Raw genomic sequence first — 16190 nt, 5'->3', positions numbered from 1 at the left:
ATGTCCAAAACACGCCATGTTGGCTTGATCGCAGGAGGCGGAGATCTCCCCCTCTATGTCGCTCAGTCCTTACGTCAAAGCGAAACAGAGCTGACGATCATCGAGATTGACCCAGACTCCAAACCGGGTCGGTTTTCTAACTCACAGAGGTTTCCTCTGGCGAAATTCGGCAAGATCATGAAAGTTTTGGAGAAAGCGCGGATCACCCATGTCTGCCTCGCCGGTACAGTCGGGCGTCCAGATTTCTCTAACTTCAAACCAGATATGAGTGCCATGCGCTATTTGCCGGGCACACTGGTTGCGGCTAAATCCGGGGATGATGCCTTACTCCGACATGTCTTAGGCATTTTCGAATCCCGAGGATTTGAAATCGTGTCTGCTCAGGATCTTTGCCAAACCCTTCTTCTGCGCGATGGTCCTCTCGGCCTCCATTCTATGTCTAAAGATCATCGCGAGGATGCTCAGCGCGCAATGGAGATCGCGGAATTCATTGGGGAGAAGGATATCGGGCAGGGGGCTGTCGTCGCAGATGGTGTTGTGCTGGCCGTCGAGGCCCAGGAAGGCACGGACGCTATGTTGGAACGCGTGGCAACGCTGCCTGACGCGCTGCGTGGGAATCCCGTCCAACGTGTCGGTGTGCTCGCCAAGCGGGTCAAGCCCGGTCAAGACAGCCGCGTTGACCTTCCAACGATCGGACCTCGGACAATCGAGCTCGCAGCGCATGCTGGATTGGCAGGGATCATTGCTGATGCTGGCGAAGCCTTTGTGATCGACCGGGCTGAGACGATCCGTCTGGCCGATGAACATGGCGTGTTTATTGTTGGCCTACCGAAGAGAACGTCCCGTGGATCGACCTGATATTTTTATCGTGGCGGCGGAGCCATCTGGCGATCAATTGGGTGCAGGATTAGCGCACGCGCTCAATCGCAAAAACCCAAATTTAAAACTCTCCGCGATTGGCGGGTCAGCCCTAAAAGAGACCGGTCTCGAGAGCCGAATGGATATAGACGGCTTGGCGATCCTCGGCTTTGTCGAAGGCCTGAAAGCCTATGGATTCGTGCTCAAGAAAGTTCGTGAAGCTACTGAGATAATTATGAAAACCAACCCTCAATCTGTCATCCTGATCGATAGTTGGGGGTTCATGGTCCGCATTGCGAAGGCTCTGAAAGCGCGTGGTTATACGGGTCACATTATAAAATATGTCGCGCCTCAAGTGTGGGCCATGCGCTCTGGTCGGGCAAAAATCCTCGCGCGTTATGTTGATCATTTGCTATCGACACAGCCTATGGACGCGCCATTTTTTGAAGCAGCCGGATTACCTCAAACCTTCGTTGGCAATCCCGTTCTGGATACAGATTACTCGGCCGGTGACCGTTTAGCCTTTCTCTCACGTCATAACCTCAAATCGACTGCGATGACAGTTGGGTTCTTTTTCGGCAGTCGCCCGTCTGAAATCGAACGCGTCGGACCGGCACTCATTTTGGCCCATGATAGGCTGAGTGCTGAATACCCAGATCTGCAAGCGCTTTGTGTGATCGCCGATCCAGTCCGGCATCTTGTGGAGCCACAACTAGAGGGGCGGGACGTTCACCTGATCGATCAAGATGAGCTAATCGACGCGATGTCAGTGATGGACGGGGCGATGGCCTGCTCTGGAACGATTACGACCCAACTTGCCGCAGCCGGTGTACCCACGTCGGTGCTCTATAGGCTTTCGCCCTTGACCTATGTTGTCGCCAGTCGGCTATTTAAGCCGCCCTTCTTCTCGCTGGTCAATATTTCGGCGGTTGCAAGCGATCCCGATCTGGAGGATCCGTTGATGCCCGAATTCGTTCAAGACGACATCATGACGGACGCGCCTAGCCAGGCTTTAATCGACATCATTGGAAACCCCGGCATGGCAGAGGCCGTACGTGAAGCGCTGAAACACGAAACCCGACGCATGGGCGCCGGGTCTGGAAGTGCGTCTGACCGAGCGGCCGACGCGATTATGTCAATTTTAGCTTAGCGGTTTGCCATCGGAACATAGTCCCGTTCAGTTGCGCCGGTATAGAGCTGACGGGGACGACCAATGCGTTGGCTTGGGTCTTCCAACATCTCGTTCCATTGGCTGATCCAACCCGTTGTGCGGGCAAGAGCAAAGAGAACCGTGAACATGTCAGTCGGGAAGCCCAGAGCCGACAGCACGATACCCGAATAGAAGTCGACATTCGGGTAAAGACCGCGCTTAACGAAATAGTCTTCGTTCGTGGCAATCTTTTCGAGTTCCATTGCGACTTCAAGAACAGGATTATTGATACCCAGTTCGCCGAGCACTTCGTGTGTCGTCTTACGCATCACGGTCGCGCGTGGGTCCGTCGCTTTGTAAACGCGGTGGCCAAAGCCCATCAGACGGAACGGATCTGACTTATCTTTGGCGCGGGCGATATATTCGGGGATGCGATCAACCGTGCCAATTTCACGTAGCATATTGAGGGCCGCCTCATTGGCACCGCCATGGCTCGGTCCCCATAGGCAGGCAATACCAGCCGCGATACACGCATAGGGGTTAGCCCCCGATGAGCCAGCCAGTCGGACGGTCGATGTCGACGCATTCTGTTCGTGATCGGCATGCAAAATGAAGATCTTGTCCATGGCCTTTTCAATGACCGGATTGAGCACATAGGGTTCGGCCGGGACAGCGAAACACATCCGCAGGAAATTGCCTGCATAGGACAGCGAATTATCCGGATACATATGCGGCTGTCCGATACGGTATTTGTAGCAACGCGCCGCGAGTGTCGGAATCTTGGCAATGAGGCGGTGGATCGCAATGTTGCGAGCCTCATCTTCGGTTGTGTGCTGATCATCGTGATAAAAGCCGGACAAACCGCCAACTGTGCCTGTCAGCATCGCCATAGGATGGGAATCACGGCGGAAGCCATGAAAGAAGCTTTCCACCTTGTCGTGCAACATTGTGTGATTGGTGATTGTGTTGTTGAAGGTCTTGAACTCGCCTTCGCTGGGCAGGTTGCCGTTGATCAGCAGGTAAGCCACTTCAAGGAAGGTCGATTGCTCAGCGAGTTGTTCAATCGGGTAGCCGCGATAGAGAAGCTGGCCCTTGCCGCCGTCAATAAACGTGATCTGGGATTCGGTCGAGCAGGTCGAGGTGTAACCAGGGTCGAATGTGAAATGCCCAGTGTTCTTGGACAGAGTACGAATATCGATCGCCGGTTGACCCATCGTGCCTGACAGGACGGGGAATTCCACACCCTTGCCACCTTCGATGGAAATTGTTGAGTTGCCTGTCTGCTTGACTTTGTTTTCCATAATTCTCTTCAATTCAGCCCATAAGGGGCGTTGCATCTTTGATACGACCGAGTGTTTCCGTCCGGCCCAAAAAGGCCAGAACTTCGTGCAAATCGGGCGAGGGGGCTCCAGCGGTGAGAGCGGCCCTTACGGGCGCGCCAATCTTACCAAAGCCTATCTCTTGATCAGCGACGAAGTCCGCAAGAACCGTTTGCAACCTGTCTGCCGTCCACGAGGCGTCTTCTAAGGATTCTAGCTGAAATGTCAAAGCGGCGACGAGAGCTGCCGTGCCGTCTCGGCGTAACGATTTCGCTGTTTTTCCTGTGATTTCAAGCGGGCGAACGTCAAATAGATAGGCCGCATTATGAGCGAGTTCGACAAGGGTTTTTGAGCGAGGCCGCAGCGTTGGCAGGGCATGCGCAACCCGCTCCCGAACTTGATCAGACAAATCATTGCCCGCTTCAGCTTGGAGAAAGGGTTCGGCGGCAGTGAGCAGGGCGTCTGCGGACAGCTCTGCGATATGCTGAGCATTAATGTGATCCATCTTGTCGAAATCGAGCCGAGATGGCGCCGCATTAATACCCTCTAAGGTGAAGGCTTGGGCAATATCTTCGTCGTTGAGAAAGATTTCCTGATCACCATGCGCCCAACCTAGCTTCACGAGATAATTGCGAAGGCCCGACGCGAGATACCCCATATCGCGGTAAGCTTCGGCTCCGAGTGAGCCGTGGCGTTTGGAGAGTTTCTTCCCGTCCGGGCCGTGAATTAGCGGGACATGCGCCCACACGGGGACGTCCCAGCCTAACGCATCATAGAGTTGCTGCTGACGGCCTGCATTGATCAGGTGGTCGTCGCCCCGGATGACATGAGTGATGCCCATATCGTGATCATCAACCACGACAGCCAGCATATAGGTTGGCGTTCCGTCCGCCCGCAGCAAAACTAGGTCGTCAAAATTTGTGTTGTCCCAGACGATATCACCCTGAACGGCGTCCTTTATAGAGGTGGAGCCATCGGGGACACGAAAGCGTACGACGAACTCACCTGCACCATCTTGACCATCGCGATAGGGAGAGCGGAAGGCTGTGCCAGCCTCTCTGGCCTTCGCGCGCTGAGCCTCAAGCTCATCGCCGCTGAGATAACATTTGAAGGCTGCGCCATTATCGAGAAGTCTTTTCGCGGCGTCAGTATGCGCCGCTTGGTTTTGGCTCTGAAAGACAATTTCGCCTTCATGGTGAACGCCCAGCCAGTCGAGTCCGTCAATGATTGCTTGTGTCGCGGCGTCTGTGGAACGCGCCTTGTCCGTATCCTCGATCCGGAGCAGCATTTCGCCGCCCATATGATCGGCGAAATAACGATTGAACAAAGCCGTCCGCGCTCCTCCAATGTGGAGAAAGCCAGTTGGGGATGGGGCAAAACGCGTGCGGATAGGACGGGTCATTTAGAGGTTCTCTAGCAAGGCGCTTGTGTCATTCGCCAGAGCGCGCTCTATGCAAGATCATGGTCGATTTTGGAAGCCATTTTGCCGGAGTGTCCGCAGCGAAGGATAGATCTCGCTGGGCTGAGCGCCTCGGTGCGGCTCTCTCATTCGAGACAGCCATCATCGCGTTTGGCATAGGTATCGCGACATATTTTGCTTGGCCAACTGAACCCAACATCATTGTGTCCCTTTTGTCGGTCGGCATCGTTACGATCTTTGCATCGAGACTAAGCTACCCTTGGGCGGGAACTGTTGCGATGTTTGCGGTCCTACTCTTCGGGTTCGCTTGGTCGGCGGCTCACACGCAGTTAATGTCGCCTAACCCGGTCGCGTTCGAACAAAGGATGACGGTCAATGGATGGGTATCGCGCGTCGAGACCGGCGGACGAATGCGGCGCCTTTCCATAGAGGTCGCCAGTGTTGACCCCGTTCCTGAGACAGGCGTGCCGTCCAAAGTCAGAATCCGGGTGGGTCGAAACTTCTCCGACTTACAGGTGGGTGAGGGTATCCGTGTCGATGCCGTCATCGGGCCGATGCCGGGGCCTGCCGTCCCGCATGGATATGATCCTGGACGGCGCGCCTTTTTTGATGGGCTCGCTGGCACGGGCTTTGCCATTTCAGACGCTCAAACGTTCGAGCCTGACTTATCTCGTCTTGATAAGGTCAAAGCGAACGTCGCTTTGACGCGTCACCGGATTGCGGATCGGGTACTCAAAGCATCACCGGAGGCGACGGCGGGTCTGCAAGCGGCGCTGCTGACGGGTATCCGCGACAACATTCCCGAAGAACAAACTGACAATCTCAGAGCGTCTGGTTTAGCTCATATACTGGCGATTTCAGGGCTACATATGGGGATGGTCGCCTTTGGCGTTTATGTCGTCGCATCCATGCTGCTCGCGGCCATTCAACGCCTGTCTCGCGGGCGAGACGTGCGCAAAATCGCGGCTATGATCGGCATTCTCGCAGCGACGGTCTATCTGCTACTGTCAGGCGCGTCGGTCGCAACCCAGCGCGCTTACATCATGGTCACGATAGCCTTTCTCGCCGTCATTCTTGACCGTCGTGTCCTGAGCCTACGGTCTGTCGCTGTGGCGGCTCTCCTGACGCTCATCATTCGTCCTGAGGCCCTGCTTAGCGTTGGGTTTCAAATGTCCTTTTCTGCTGTGGCCGCCATGGTGGTTATCTTCCGCGCGTGGCAGGATTATCGTCCGCGCCGACGAAACCAGGGTTTGCGAGATAGGATTACGAGCTTTTACGGGTCCCTGTTTGGCACCAGCTTGATTGCGGGCTTTGCGACGGGTGGATTTGCCCTGCTCCATTTCGGTCGGATCGCGCAATATGGGCTGCTGGCCAATATGGCTGCCATGACCGTGTTTCCGGTCGTCATGGCGCTGGGCATCTTATCGCTGATCGTCATGCCATTCGGCGCGGAGGCCTTGCCTCTGCTCGCCATGAGCAAAGCGATCAGTTTTATGCTGCTGGTCGCGGATTGGGTGAGCGGGTTACCGGGGGCGGTCGGAACGGTGAAAGCCAGCCAGCCCTGGGTGATCGCGCTTTACGGTTTTGGCTTTGCATGCGCCTGTTTTGGCACGCTTCGCAGCGCAGCCGTCGGAATTCTGACCATGCTCATCGTCTTCGCATTCTGGGCGTTGGCCCCGACCTACGATCTGCGCATCAATGAGGATGGCCGTGTCAGCCTTCTAACAGCAAGTGGCGGTGTCACCACATCACTCCGCGCGGATCGATATGGCCGCGACCAATTTGCCCGCGCGAGTGGCGTCTCAGGGGTTGAATGGACGGATTATCGCGACGTGCTGGCGCAGTGTGATGTTCTGGCCTGCCGGTTTACGGTGATGGGTTCGACAATCTCGGTCATCGAAGAACCCTCCGAAGTGCCAGAAGCATGCACGGATAGTGATCTGGTGATCTTGCCATCTCGGCGGGCTGGGCCTGTAGCCAAGCGGGCTTGTGAAGCTCTGTTGATTGATAGCGAAAGCCTCCGTCAGAGCGGAGGCCTGCATTTGCGTCTGGGTGAGCCTATTCGGCTGACACCCATAAGCTCAGACACACGGCGAACACGGCCTTGGGGCCGCGGTGCGTGAGTTATTGGTAGTTGCGGACGAGCCCGACGAGTACTCCTTGAACCTCGACACGATCTGGGCCGAAACTCCGGGTCGGGAAATCCGGATTGTCGGCAATAAGCTCGACCATGCCGTCGCGTGTATAAATCCGTTTGAGCGTCGCTTCTTCTTGATCAACAAGGGCGACGACAATTTCATTATTGCGAGCGGTATTGGTCTTACGAACGACAACAACGTCACCATCCATAATACCGGCACCCGTCATCGACTCGCCTTCGATTTCGAGCGCGTAATGATCGCCATTCCCAAGCATGCTGGGGGGAACAGCCATGAGGTTGTAAGAATCCTCAATCGCTGAAATGGGCAGACCGGCCGCGATCTTGCCAACAAAGGGAATCTCGAAACTGTCATTGGCAGGGATGGGCGCTAACGGTTCGTCTCTCTGTAAGCCTTCCGGCATTTTGATAACTTCGAGCGCGCGGGCTTTGTTCGGTAGACGCCTGACAAAACCGCGTTCCTCCAAAGCCGTGATCAGGCGGTGGATGCCGGACTTTGACGCCAAGCCCAGCTCATCCTTCATTTCATCATAGGAGGGGGGAACACCAACCGCGTGGATGCGGGTGTCGATCAACAGGAGCAAGTCTCTTTGCTTCTTGGTCAGCATGACAATATCCTTGAACAAACTAGCAACATTCCGATCTGTTCCACAAATGTTCCGATTCTGTCAAGGAAAGGTTTATCGGCCTCTCAGGGCACGCGTGGCGGCTTCAACGTCAGTCTGACGCATCAAGCTCTCCCCAATGAGGTGAGCCTGCGCGCCTGCAGCCGCGAGCCGATCAATATCGTCGCGTGTGAAAATGCCACTCTCAGCGACGAGCAAGGCGCCGGACGGCACAAACGGCGCGAGCCGTTCAAACGTTGCAAGCGTTGTGTCGAATGTGCGCAGATCGCGATTGTTGACCCCGATCATTGTCGCGCCGAGATCAATCGCCCGCTGGAGTTCGCTTTCATCATGCGTTTCGACCAGCACATCCATGCCGAGCTGTTCGGCTTCGTCAATCAGGCGTTTGGAGACTGTGTCGTCCGTCATGGCGAGGATGACTAAAATCGCGTCCGCCCCCATAGCCCGCGCTTCGCGCACCTGAAGGGGGTCGATCATGAAATCCTTGCGAAGCAGGGGTAAGTCAGTCGCGTTTCGAACCTCGGCGAAAATGACTTTGCTACCTTGAAATCCCGGACCATCTGTTAAAACAGACAGACAGGCCGCCCCACCGGATTGGTAAGCGCGTGCTATGTTGGCAGGATCGAAGTCTTCTCTGATGATGCCTTTGCTGGGTGAGGCTTTTTTGACTTCACAGATCAGCGCGGGCGAGGGGCTGTTGGTTAGACGGTTTTGAAAGCCGAGGGGTGTGGACACAGTCTTCAGCGTTGCCTCAACCCAATTGCGATCAATCTCGGCGACTTCGTCAACCTTATAGGCGGCGATCTTGGCCAGAATGTCGGGCACATCCATCATGCGTTGGTGGAAGTGACGAGGGCCGCTAGCGTGTCACGCGCTTTGAAGCTGTCGATCGCCTGAGTGGCGAGATCGATCCCGGCAGGAATATCCGCCGCAATGCCAGCAATCATGAGCGCTGCGCCCGCGTTTAGAACGACGATGTCGCGATAATCGCTGAATTGACCATTGAGCAAATCCGTCAGAGCCTCGGCGTTTTGGGTCGGTTCGCCACCGCGTAAGCTATCCAGTGTAGCCATTTCAAAGCCGTAGCTCTGCGGTGAGACGGTGAACTCACGAATATCTGCCCCTTTGACTTCGGTAACGGAGGTCGGCCCTGTCGTGGTAATCTCGTCCATGCCGTCATGGCCATGCACGAGCCAAACGTGATCGACGCCGATGTCTCTCAACGCTTCAGCCATTGGGCGACGCCATTGGTCGTCACAAACCCCCAACAGCATCCTCTTCGCGCCTGCCGGATTGCTCATCGGTCCCAGCATGTTGAACAGCGTCCGGATACCGAGCGCTTTTCGCGCAGGTCCGACATGGCGCATGGCGGGGTGGTGGTTCGGTGCGAAGAGAAAGCCCAAACCGACCGTCTCAATGATCTCCGCCGTTCTCTCAGGAGACACGGCGAGATTGACCCCAAGCTCAGAGAGTGTGTCGGCCGTTCCGGTTAGAGAGGACGCGGCGCGGTTGCCGTGCTTGGCCACTTTGGCTCCGGCGGCGGCGCAGACAATCGCTGTCGCTGTCGAGATAGATAGCGTGTGAAGCCCCGTTCCGCCTGTTCCAACAATGTCGATCACGTCACTTGATAGGTGAACAGGGATCATGTTGGCGCGCATGACTTCGGTTCCAATCCGCACTTCACGTGCAGTAAGTCCAATCATTTCAAGACCCAACAGCAACGCGCTAATCTGTTCTGATTGAGCCTCTCCGGCCAGTATTGTGCTCAAAGCGGCCTGTAATTGATCCGCGCTCGGTCGTTCGTTCCGGCTCAGCGTCCGCAGAATGTCTGCATCGAAACTCATCGCAGCTCAGCAATATCGAGGAATTTTGCGATTAGCGCGTGACCGTTTTCTGACGCGATGCTCTCGGGGTGGAATTGCAGGCCATGGATAGGGCGAGTCGCGTGGCGAAAGCCCATAATCTCACCATCTTCAGTCCATCCATTGACGAGCAGCTCGCCCGGCAGGCTGTCGCGCTCGACGGCGAGGCTATGATAGCGCGTTGCTTCAAACGGGCTATCTAGCCCTTCAAACAGACCCGTGCCGTCATGTAGAACCGGCGACGTCTTACCGTGCATGATCTCTTTGGCCTGAATAACGTGCCCGCCAAAGGCTTGTCCCATGGCTTGCTGACCTAAGCAGATGCCCAGCATCGGGAGTTGGTCAGGGGCTTTGCGAATAAGGTCGAGACAAATGCCGGCCTCGTCAGGCGTGCGAGGGCCGGGAGAGAGCAGAATTGCCTTCGCGCCCGAGTTGAGAGCGTCCTCGACGCTTAACTCATCATTGCGCACAACCTTAGTCTCCGCGCCCAGCTCTTGCGCGTAGTGGACGAGGTTGAAGGTAAAGCTGTCGTAATTGTCGATGACGAGGAGCATTACTCGCTCGCGCGCTCCTTAAGCCACTTTTCCAGCCAATGGATATTGTAATCGCCTGATTGGAACTCTGAATCCTCAATCAAGGCTTCATGCAGCGCCTTATTGGTTGTGATGCCGGAGATGACCATCTCACCCAATGCACGGCGTAGGCGTAAAATTGCGCCCTCGCGCGTATGGCCCCAAACGATCAGTTTGCCGACCAGACTGTCATAGTGTGGTGGCACAGAATATCCGGTGTAGAGGCCTGAATCCATACGTGTATTCATCCCACCGGGCGCATGGAAATCTTCGACTTTGCCGGGTGAGGGTGCGAAGGTGAAGGGATGTTCGGCATTGATACGACACTCGATGGAATGGCCGTTAAACTTGATGTCGGCTTGCTTGTAATTAAGCGCTAGCCCATCCGCGACACGGATTTGTTCGCGGACGAGGTCGATGCCAGTGATTTCTTCCGTGACCGGGTGTTCGACCTGCAGTCGAGTGTTCATCTCGATGAAGAAGAATTCGCCATTCTCATAGAGATATTCAACGGTTCCAGCGCCGCGATAACCGATCGCTTTGATGGCTTTCGCTGTAATATTGCCGATTTCGGTGCGCTCTTTCTGGGTCAGAACGGGAGAAGGGGCTTCTTCGAGAACTTTTTGATTGCGGCGCTGTAGCGAGCAATCTCGTTCGCCCAAATGCACGACATTGCCATGTGTATCGGCGAGGACTTGGATTTCGATATGGCGCGGACCTTTGAGGTAGCGTTCCAGATACACCGCGCCGTTCCCGAAGGCCGCTTCGGCCTCGGTTTGGGCCGAGCGTAGGGCTTCGTCCAGATCGGCTTCGGTTTCAGCCAGCCGCATCCCGCGACCGCCGCCACCTGCAGAGGCTTTGATCAGGACAGGAAAACCGATTTCTTTCGCGATTTCCTTCGCTTCGGCGAAGTCATGAACTTCGCCGTCACTGCCGGGTACAACCGGGATGCCAGCCGCAGCCACAGTCGCTTTGGCGGTGATTTTGTCGCCCATAATGCGGATATGCTCCGCCGTCGGGCCAATAAAGGTCAGGCCGTGCGCTTCAACGATTTCAGCGAAGCGCGCATTTTCTGACAAAAATCCGTAGCCGGGGTGAACAGCATCTGCGCCCGTGATCTCGCACGCTGCAATGATCGCTGGGATGTTGAGGTAACTATCTGTGCTGGAGGGTGGGCCGACGCAGACGGATTCGTCTGCCAAGCGTACATGCATCGCGTCTTTATCCGCTGTGGAATGGACCGCCACGGATGACAGGCCCATTTCCTTACAGGCACGGTGGATGCGGAGGGCGATTTCGCCGCGATTGGCAATGAGGATCTTGCTGATCATCGGTGGAACAGCCCTAATCGATCAAGAACAGCGAATCGCCGAACTCGACGGGAGAGACGTCTTCAATGAAGACGGCGGATAGAGTGCCGGATTTCGGGGCTGTGATTGAGTTGAACGTTTTCATGGCTTCGACCAGCATGATGGTGTCGCCTTCTTTCACCTTAGACCCGATTTCTGCGAACAGATCGGCATCTGGTGAGGGGCGTAGATAGCAAGTGCCGACCATAGGCGATGTTACCGCATCTGGATGATCTTGTTTCGGCGCTGCCGTAGGCATGGGGGCTGCGGCTGCGGGAGCCGCGCTGGCGGCAGGGGCTGCAGCTGGCGCGGCCATAGGGGTGCCAGCCATAATATGCTGTGTGGTCGGCCCGCCATTTTTAGAGACCCTTATCTTCAGGTCTCCCTTTTTCATTTCGATTTCTGTGAGCTCACTGCCTTCGAGAACTTTCGCAAGTTCCTTGATGAGAGTGAGGTCTGTATTGCCCTTGGTAGTCGCCATGGGTGTCTCCGTCGAAAATTATCCGCTCGCCTTAGCGAGATTTAACGCAGCTTGCAGCCCTAAAAGATAGGACTCTGCACCAAAGCCGCTAATCGTGCCAACAGCAGCCTCTGAAACAAAGGACCGACGTCGAAAACTTTCCCGCGCAGCGGGCTGTGAGAGGTGGATCTCAATTGCAGGAATGCCAACGGCTTTCAACGCATCGTACAGCGCGACTGATGTGTGCGTGTAGGCGGCTGGATTGATGATGATGACATCGGCGTCTCGACCTGCTTCTTGAATGAAATCAACCAATTCGCCTTCAATGTTTGACTGCTTGAACGTAATATTGGCTTGCGGCGCAGCGTCCCGACACAGGGTTTCAATGTCGGCCAAGGTTTGCGACCCATAAATCTCAGGCTCTCTTGTACCAAGCAGATTAAGATTCGGGCCGTTGATGATGTGGATGGCTTTCGGCATTGGGTCCTTTGCGCAAGCAAGAGCTGCGTGTTAACGCCCGGCTCGCATTTCAACAAGCGGTCAGTCAAAGACCAGTCACGGTAAGGCGATGCATCTCATTATAAACGGCGAAGATCATGACGACCTTCCGGACGGATTAACCGTTGCGATGCTGATCGCTCATCTGGGATTGCCGGAACGTAAAATTGCCATTGAGCGCAATCTCGAAGTCATTCCCAAAAGTACATTTGGCGAAGTGATTCTCAACGATCACGATAAACTCGAGATCATCCACTTCATCGGAGGCGGTTAAGTGCCTGAAACTTCTACTGACAATCTAATCGTTGCGGGACGGACTTTTCAGTCGCGCCTGATTATTGGCACGGGCAAGTATGCTGATTATCAGCAGAATGCCGATGCTCTCGCAGCGTCTGGCGCTGATATTGTCACTGTCGCTGTCCGGCGCGTGAACTTGTCAGATGCGTCCGCGCCCATGCTGGCCGACTTCATCGACCCTGAAAAAACAACCTATCTGCCCAATACGGCGGGCTGTTTTACGGGCGAAGATGCGATCCGGACGCTCCGACTCGCCAGAGAAGCGGGCGGTTGGGATTTAGTGAAGCTGGAGGTGCTGTCAGATCCGAAACATCTCTATCCCGATATGGAAGAGACGCTTCGCGCCATGAAATTGCTGAAAGAAGACGGGTTTGAGGTCATGGTATATTGCAGCGATGACCCTGTATTTGCGCGTAAACTCGAAGATTTGGGGGCTGCCGCGATTATGCCCCTGGGCGCACCGATCGGATCAGGACTGGGTATCCAAAATCCCGTTAATATCCGGCTGATTATCGAACAGTCCTCCGTGCCTGTCATTGTCGATGCAGGGGTCGGGACAGCGTCTGACGCGACGGTGGCCATGGAATTGGGCTGTGACGGCGTGTTGATGAATACGGCCATCGCCGAGGCCAAAGACCCAGTCAGAATGGCACGCGCCATGAAACATGCGGTTATTGCGGGTCGAGAGGCCTATCTGGCCGGACGGATGCCAAAGAAACTTTATGCCGATCCAAGTTCGCCATTGGCCGGCCTTATTTAGGCTGAATGTTGTCTAAGGCTGCTTCAATCTAGAGCCCGGCTAGGGGAAGGAAGTTACATGTCTATTGCACCGAGCCGCAAAGAACTGCGTTTACTCGCCGCGACATCATCTCGAATCGCCGCCTTGACCCTTATTGGTCTGTCCCTTGTGGCCTGTGCATCGACGAAGGATCGGGGCTCCTTTCAGGGTGCAGAAACGCGGGACGTACAATCTGCGATGGCGTCGCCCGTCAACGACATTGGTTTGAATGATATTGAAATCCCTGAATATCTGGTTTCGATGACAAACCCATACGCGAATGCCCCGTCAAGTTGCGACGCGATCAAAGCCGATCTGGCCACGTTGAACGCTTTGCTCGGTTCTGATCTGGATATCCCCGAAGATGAAGCCGTTCGCCGTGAACAAACAGCTTTGAATGCGACCTCGTCCACCATTGGCAGCGTGTTGATTCCTTTTCGTGGTGTGGTTCGCGCCATTTCCGGTGCAGCTGGAAATGAGCGTGATGCGCGGCAGGCTTACGAACGCGGTCTGGTCCGGCGCGCTTATATCAAAGGTATGGCCCGACAGATGAAGTGCTCACTGCCAACTAACCGTCCATCTCGGGACGTGCCGATTGTTTATCACCATGTGACTGGCAAAATGTAACGGGCAGACATTGAGGCTGGAAACCGCCGCCTGTCCGGTTTATGGCCCGGCGGTCTGATTGACGTCCATCCGCCTACTGCGAAGTCTCTATGTCCACCGTCCTGCTTGTTATCCTTCTCATCCTCTCGGTCATCATGACCGGACTGATCCTGATTCAGCGCTCCGAAGGCGGTGCACTGGGTATTGGCGGCGGCGGCGGTGGTGGCGGAGGCGGTGGCTTTATGTCGGGTCGTGCGGCGACGACATCTGTTGCGCGGATGACAGCGATCCTCGGTACAATCTTTCTCATCCTGTCTCTTTTGCTCTCAGTCGTATTTGCGCTCGAAAATAATGACAGTGGTGCGTTAGATAATGTGGACAACGAAGTTGGTGGCTTGACCTCACCCGCCGAGTCGTCCGATGAGACAACCCCGTTGGAAGAGCCTGCGACAACTCCTGCGGACCCCACCGACACTGACGAGTAAACGCCACTGGTGAGAACGCGATCCTGCGTCCTTTGCTGGGCGTCGGGATATTGTGTTGATGGCCAAACAGCCTCGCTATATTTTTATTACAGGCGGAGTCGTCTCGTCGCTGGGCAAGGGCCTGGCGTCAGCGGCATTAGGCGCACTGCTGCAGGCGCGCGGCTATAACGTCCGCCTGCGCAAGCTGGATCCATATCTGAATGTCGACCCAGGCACGATGAGCCCCTATCAGCACGGCGAAGTCTATGTGACGGATGATGGTGCTGAGACGGATCTCGACCTTGGTCACTATGAGCGTTTTACGGGTGTGTCCGCGACGCAGGGCGACAATATCACGACAGGGCGGATCTATTCCGACATCATCGCCAAAGAGCGCCGTGGCGACTATCTCGGTGCGACTGTACAGGTGATTCCGCATGTAACCAATGAAATCAAAGACTTCGTTCTGTCTGATGCAGGCGATGTTGATTTTGTTTTATGCGAAGTTGGCGGCACGGTTGGTGATATTGAAGGTCTGCCTTTCTTCGAAGCCTTGCGCCAACTGGGCCAAGAATTGCCGCGCGGCCAATGCTGTTTCCTTCACGTGACGCTGCTGCCTTACATTGCCGTGGCGGGCGAAATGAAGACGAAGCCGACGCAGCACTCAGTCAAAGAGCTCCGCTCCATCGGCATCCAGCCGGATATTTTGCTGTGTCGTAGCGAGCGCGAGATCCCGAAAACTGAGCGTCAGAAGATCGCTCGTTTTTGCAATGTCCGTGAAAGCGCTGTCATCCAAGGTCTAGACGCGCGGTCGATTTACGCTGTGCCGCTCGCCTATCACGAAGAAGGTCTGGACCGCGAAGTACTGAACCATTTTGGTATCCTCACGCCGCCTGACGCTGATTTGTCTAAATGGCAGGAAATCGACAACACGCAGTCCAACCCGGATGGTGAGGTGAGAATAGCCGTCGTTGGCAAATATACTGTTCTGCCCGACGCTTACAAATCCATCACCGAAGCCCTTGTTCATGGGGGTATTGCCAATGAGGTGAAGGTCAAAATCCTCTGGATCGAAGCCGAAGACTTTGAGACCATGGAGCCTGAAGCGGTCCTGCGCGGCGCGCACGGCATTCTTGTGCCCGGCGGATTTGGGGAACGCGGCACAGAGGGCAAAATCAAAGCCGTCCAATATGCCCGCGAGAAGAAAATTCCTTACTTCGGTATCTGTCTTGGTATGCAGATGGCGGTCATCGAAGCGGCCCGAAACCTCGCCAATATGAATAGCGCCAGCTCGTCAGAGTTTGGGGATGAGGGTGAAAATGTTGTCGGTCTAATGACGGAATGGACGCGCGGGAATGAGCGTTTCGAACGAACAGCGAACACAGATCTTGGCGGGACAATGCGTCTTGGCGCTTACCCTGCCGTGCTGGCTGAAGGCTCACTCGTCGCAGAAGCCTATGGAACAAATGAAATCAGCGAACGCCACCGCCATCGCTACGAGGTCAACATCGAGTATCGTCAGTCTTTGGAAGATGTGGGTCTGCGTTTCTCCGGCGTCTCTCCGGACGGTATCTTGCCTGAGATCGTTGAAATCCCCGGCCACCCTTGGTTTGTCGGTGTTCAATTTCACCCAGAATTGAAAAGCCGACCTTTCGATCCGCATCCGCTGTTCAGCGGCTTTATCGGTGCTGCCGTGGAGCAAAGCCGACTGGTCTAACTATTCATGAGATCACATTCCGCTCACGGTATGTTGTTGTAAAACCGTCACAATCA

At 55.4% G+C, this 16190-nt stretch carries 17 protein-coding genes; 8 read left to right on the top strand and 9 right to left on the bottom strand.

What is annotated here, in order from left to right:
* Positions 1-858: an LpxI family protein gene (locus QQL54_RS06480; protein ID WP_284388841.1), complete on the top strand. Its 858-nt coding sequence runs from the start codon at positions 1-3 to the stop codon at positions 856-858.
* The gene (locus tag QQL54_RS06475) at positions 845-2008 is read left to right on the top strand and encodes a lipid-A-disaccharide synthase (protein WP_284388839.1); all 1164 of its coding nucleotides are present in this window, start codon (positions 845-847) and stop codon (positions 2006-2008) included. Before QQL54_RS06480 ends, QQL54_RS06475 begins: the two co-directional genes overlap by 14 nt.
* On the opposite strand, the gene QQL54_RS06470 is transcribed toward QQL54_RS06475, so the two are convergent.
* Both QQL54_RS06470 and gltX read right to left on the bottom strand, forming a co-directional pair.
* Positions 2005-3309, bottom strand: coding sequence for a citrate synthase (locus tag QQL54_RS06470; protein WP_284388835.1), 1305 nt, complete (start codon positions 3307-3309; stop codon positions 2005-2007). The two genes, QQL54_RS06475 and QQL54_RS06470, sit on opposite strands and share 4 nt — an antisense overlap.
* A 13-nt stretch (positions 3310-3322) precedes the next feature.
* Positions 3323-4729, bottom strand: a complete 1407-nt coding sequence (gene gltX, locus QQL54_RS06465; protein ID WP_284388833.1) for a glutamate--tRNA ligase — start codon at positions 4727-4729, stop codon at positions 3323-3325.
* 59 nt (positions 4730-4788) lie between these two features.
* Between gltX and QQL54_RS06460 the strand changes: the two genes are divergently transcribed.
* The gene (locus QQL54_RS06460; protein WP_284388831.1) at positions 4789-6870 is read left to right on the top strand and encodes a ComEC/Rec2 family competence protein; all 2082 of its coding nucleotides are present in this window, start codon (positions 4789-4791) and stop codon (positions 6868-6870) included.
* Position 6871: 1 nt separating this feature from the next.
* Here the strand turns inward: QQL54_RS06460 and lexA are convergent, their stop codons facing one another.
* The 7 genes from lexA to aroQ all read right to left on the bottom strand — a co-directional run bounded on the left by lexA (position 6872) and on the right by aroQ (position 12254).
* Complete coding sequence (lexA, locus tag QQL54_RS06455; protein ID WP_284388829.1) at positions 6872-7513, bottom strand: transcriptional repressor LexA; 642 nt, start codon at positions 7511-7513, stop codon at positions 6872-6874.
* Positions 7514-7585: 72 nt separating this feature from the next.
* Positions 7586-8356, bottom strand: a complete 771-nt coding sequence (gene trpC, locus QQL54_RS06450) for an indole-3-glycerol phosphate synthase TrpC (protein ID WP_348520711.1) — start codon at positions 8354-8356, stop codon at positions 7586-7588.
* Positions 8357-8361: 5 nt separating this feature from the next.
* The gene (gene trpD / locus QQL54_RS06445; protein WP_284388825.1) at positions 8362-9375 is read right to left on the bottom strand and encodes an anthranilate phosphoribosyltransferase; all 1014 of its coding nucleotides are present in this window, start codon (positions 9373-9375) and stop codon (positions 8362-8364) included.
* Positions 9372-9947 carry an anthranilate synthase component II gene (locus QQL54_RS06440; RefSeq protein WP_284388823.1) on the bottom strand — a complete coding sequence of 192 codons (576 nt, stop codon included), beginning with the start codon at positions 9945-9947 and terminating at the stop codon, positions 9372-9374. Before QQL54_RS06440 ends, trpD begins: the two co-directional genes overlap by 4 nt.
* Positions 9947-11296: an acetyl-CoA carboxylase biotin carboxylase subunit gene (accC, locus tag QQL54_RS06435; RefSeq protein ID WP_284388821.1), complete on the bottom strand. Its 1350-nt coding sequence runs from the start codon at positions 11294-11296 to the stop codon at positions 9947-9949. Before accC ends, QQL54_RS06440 begins: the two co-directional genes overlap by 1 nt.
* Positions 11297-11309: 13 nt before the next feature.
* A complete protein-coding gene (gene accB / locus QQL54_RS06430; RefSeq protein WP_284388819.1) occupies positions 11310-11795 on the bottom strand; it encodes an acetyl-CoA carboxylase biotin carboxyl carrier protein in 486 nt (161 codons plus the stop codon).
* Between the two features lie 18 nt (positions 11796-11813).
* Positions 11814-12254 (bottom strand): type II 3-dehydroquinate dehydratase, encoded by a 441-nt coding sequence (gene aroQ / locus QQL54_RS06425; RefSeq protein WP_284388817.1) that lies wholly within the window; start codon positions 12252-12254, stop codon positions 11814-11816.
* Positions 12255-12342: 88 nt separating this feature from the next.
* On the opposite strand from aroQ, the gene thiS reads away from it, so the two are divergent.
* From thiS to pyrG, 5 genes are all read left to right on the top strand, one after another.
* Positions 12343-12546, top strand: a complete 204-nt coding sequence (gene thiS / locus QQL54_RS06420; RefSeq protein ID WP_284388815.1) for a sulfur carrier protein ThiS — start codon at positions 12343-12345, stop codon at positions 12544-12546.
* On the top strand, positions 12547-13329 hold the full coding sequence (locus tag QQL54_RS06415) for a thiazole synthase (protein ID WP_284388813.1): 783 nt from the start codon (positions 12547-12549) through the stop codon (positions 13327-13329). It begins immediately after the preceding gene.
* 57 nt (positions 13330-13386) lie between these two features.
* The gene (locus tag QQL54_RS06410) at positions 13387-13974 is read left to right on the top strand and encodes a hypothetical protein (protein ID WP_284388811.1); all 588 of its coding nucleotides are present in this window, start codon (positions 13387-13389) and stop codon (positions 13972-13974) included.
* Between the two features lie 89 nt (positions 13975-14063).
* The gene (secG, locus tag QQL54_RS06405; RefSeq protein WP_284388809.1) at positions 14064-14438 is read left to right on the top strand and encodes a preprotein translocase subunit SecG; all 375 of its coding nucleotides are present in this window, start codon (positions 14064-14066) and stop codon (positions 14436-14438) included.
* A 58-nt stretch (positions 14439-14496) separates the two neighbouring features.
* Positions 14497-16134 carry a CTP synthase gene (pyrG, locus tag QQL54_RS06400; RefSeq protein WP_284388807.1) on the top strand — a complete coding sequence of 546 codons (1638 nt, stop codon included), beginning with the start codon at positions 14497-14499 and terminating at the stop codon, positions 16132-16134.
* The last annotated feature ends 56 nt before the right edge of the window (positions 16135-16190 follow it).

It is taken from the genome of Algimonas ampicilliniresistens (genome assembly GCF_030159955.1).
Taxonomy (GTDB): domain Bacteria; phylum Pseudomonadota; class Alphaproteobacteria; order Caulobacterales; family Maricaulaceae; genus Litorimonas; species Litorimonas ampicilliniresistens.
The sequence above is the reverse complement of the archived record's forward strand: the minus strand, read 5'-3'. Positions and strand labels throughout refer to the sequence as shown.

Bases quoted from the DNA above. Each gene is read 5' to 3' on its own strand.
- QQL54_RS06470 (WP_284388835.1), bottom strand. From the start codon at position 3,309: ATGGAAAACAAAGTCAAGCAGACAGGCAACTCAACAATTTCCATCGAA.
- gltX (WP_284388833.1), bottom strand. From the start codon at position 4,729: ATGACCCGTCCTATCCGCACGCGTTTTGCCCCATCCCCAACTGGCTTT.
- pyrG (WP_284388807.1), top strand. From the start codon at position 14,497: ATGGCCAAACAGCCTCGCTATATTTTTATTACAGGCGGAGTCGTCTCG.
- trpD (WP_284388825.1), bottom strand. From the start codon at position 9,375: ATGAGTTTCGATGCAGACATTCTGCGGACGCTGAGCCGGAACGAACGA.
- secG (WP_284388809.1), top strand. From the start codon at position 14,064: ATGTCCACCGTCCTGCTTGTTATCCTTCTCATCCTCTCGGTCATCATG.
- QQL54_RS06410 (WP_284388811.1), top strand. From the start codon at position 13,387: ATGTCTATTGCACCGAGCCGCAAAGAACTGCGTTTACTCGCCGCGACA.
- aroQ (WP_284388817.1), bottom strand. From the start codon at position 12,254: ATGCCGAAAGCCATCCACATCATCAACGGCCCGAATCTTAATCTGCTT.
- QQL54_RS06440 (WP_284388823.1), bottom strand. From the start codon at position 9,947: ATGCTCCTCGTCATCGACAATTACGACAGCTTTACCTTCAACCTCGTC.
- lexA (WP_284388829.1), bottom strand. From the start codon at position 7,513: ATGCTGACCAAGAAGCAAAGAGACTTGCTCCTGTTGATCGACACCCGC.
- accB (WP_284388819.1), bottom strand. From the start codon at position 11,795: ATGGCGACTACCAAGGGCAATACAGACCTCACTCTCATCAAGGAACTT.
- QQL54_RS06480 (WP_284388841.1), top strand. From the start codon at position 1: ATGTCCAAAACACGCCATGTTGGCTTGATCGCAGGAGGCGGAGATCTC.
- accC (WP_284388821.1), bottom strand. From the start codon at position 11,296: ATGATCAGCAAGATCCTCATTGCCAATCGCGGCGAAATCGCCCTCCGC.
- QQL54_RS06460 (WP_284388831.1), top strand. From the start codon at position 4,789: ATGGTCGATTTTGGAAGCCATTTTGCCGGAGTGTCCGCAGCGAAGGAT.
- thiS (WP_284388815.1), top strand. From the start codon at position 12,343: ATGCATCTCATTATAAACGGCGAAGATCATGACGACCTTCCGGACGGA.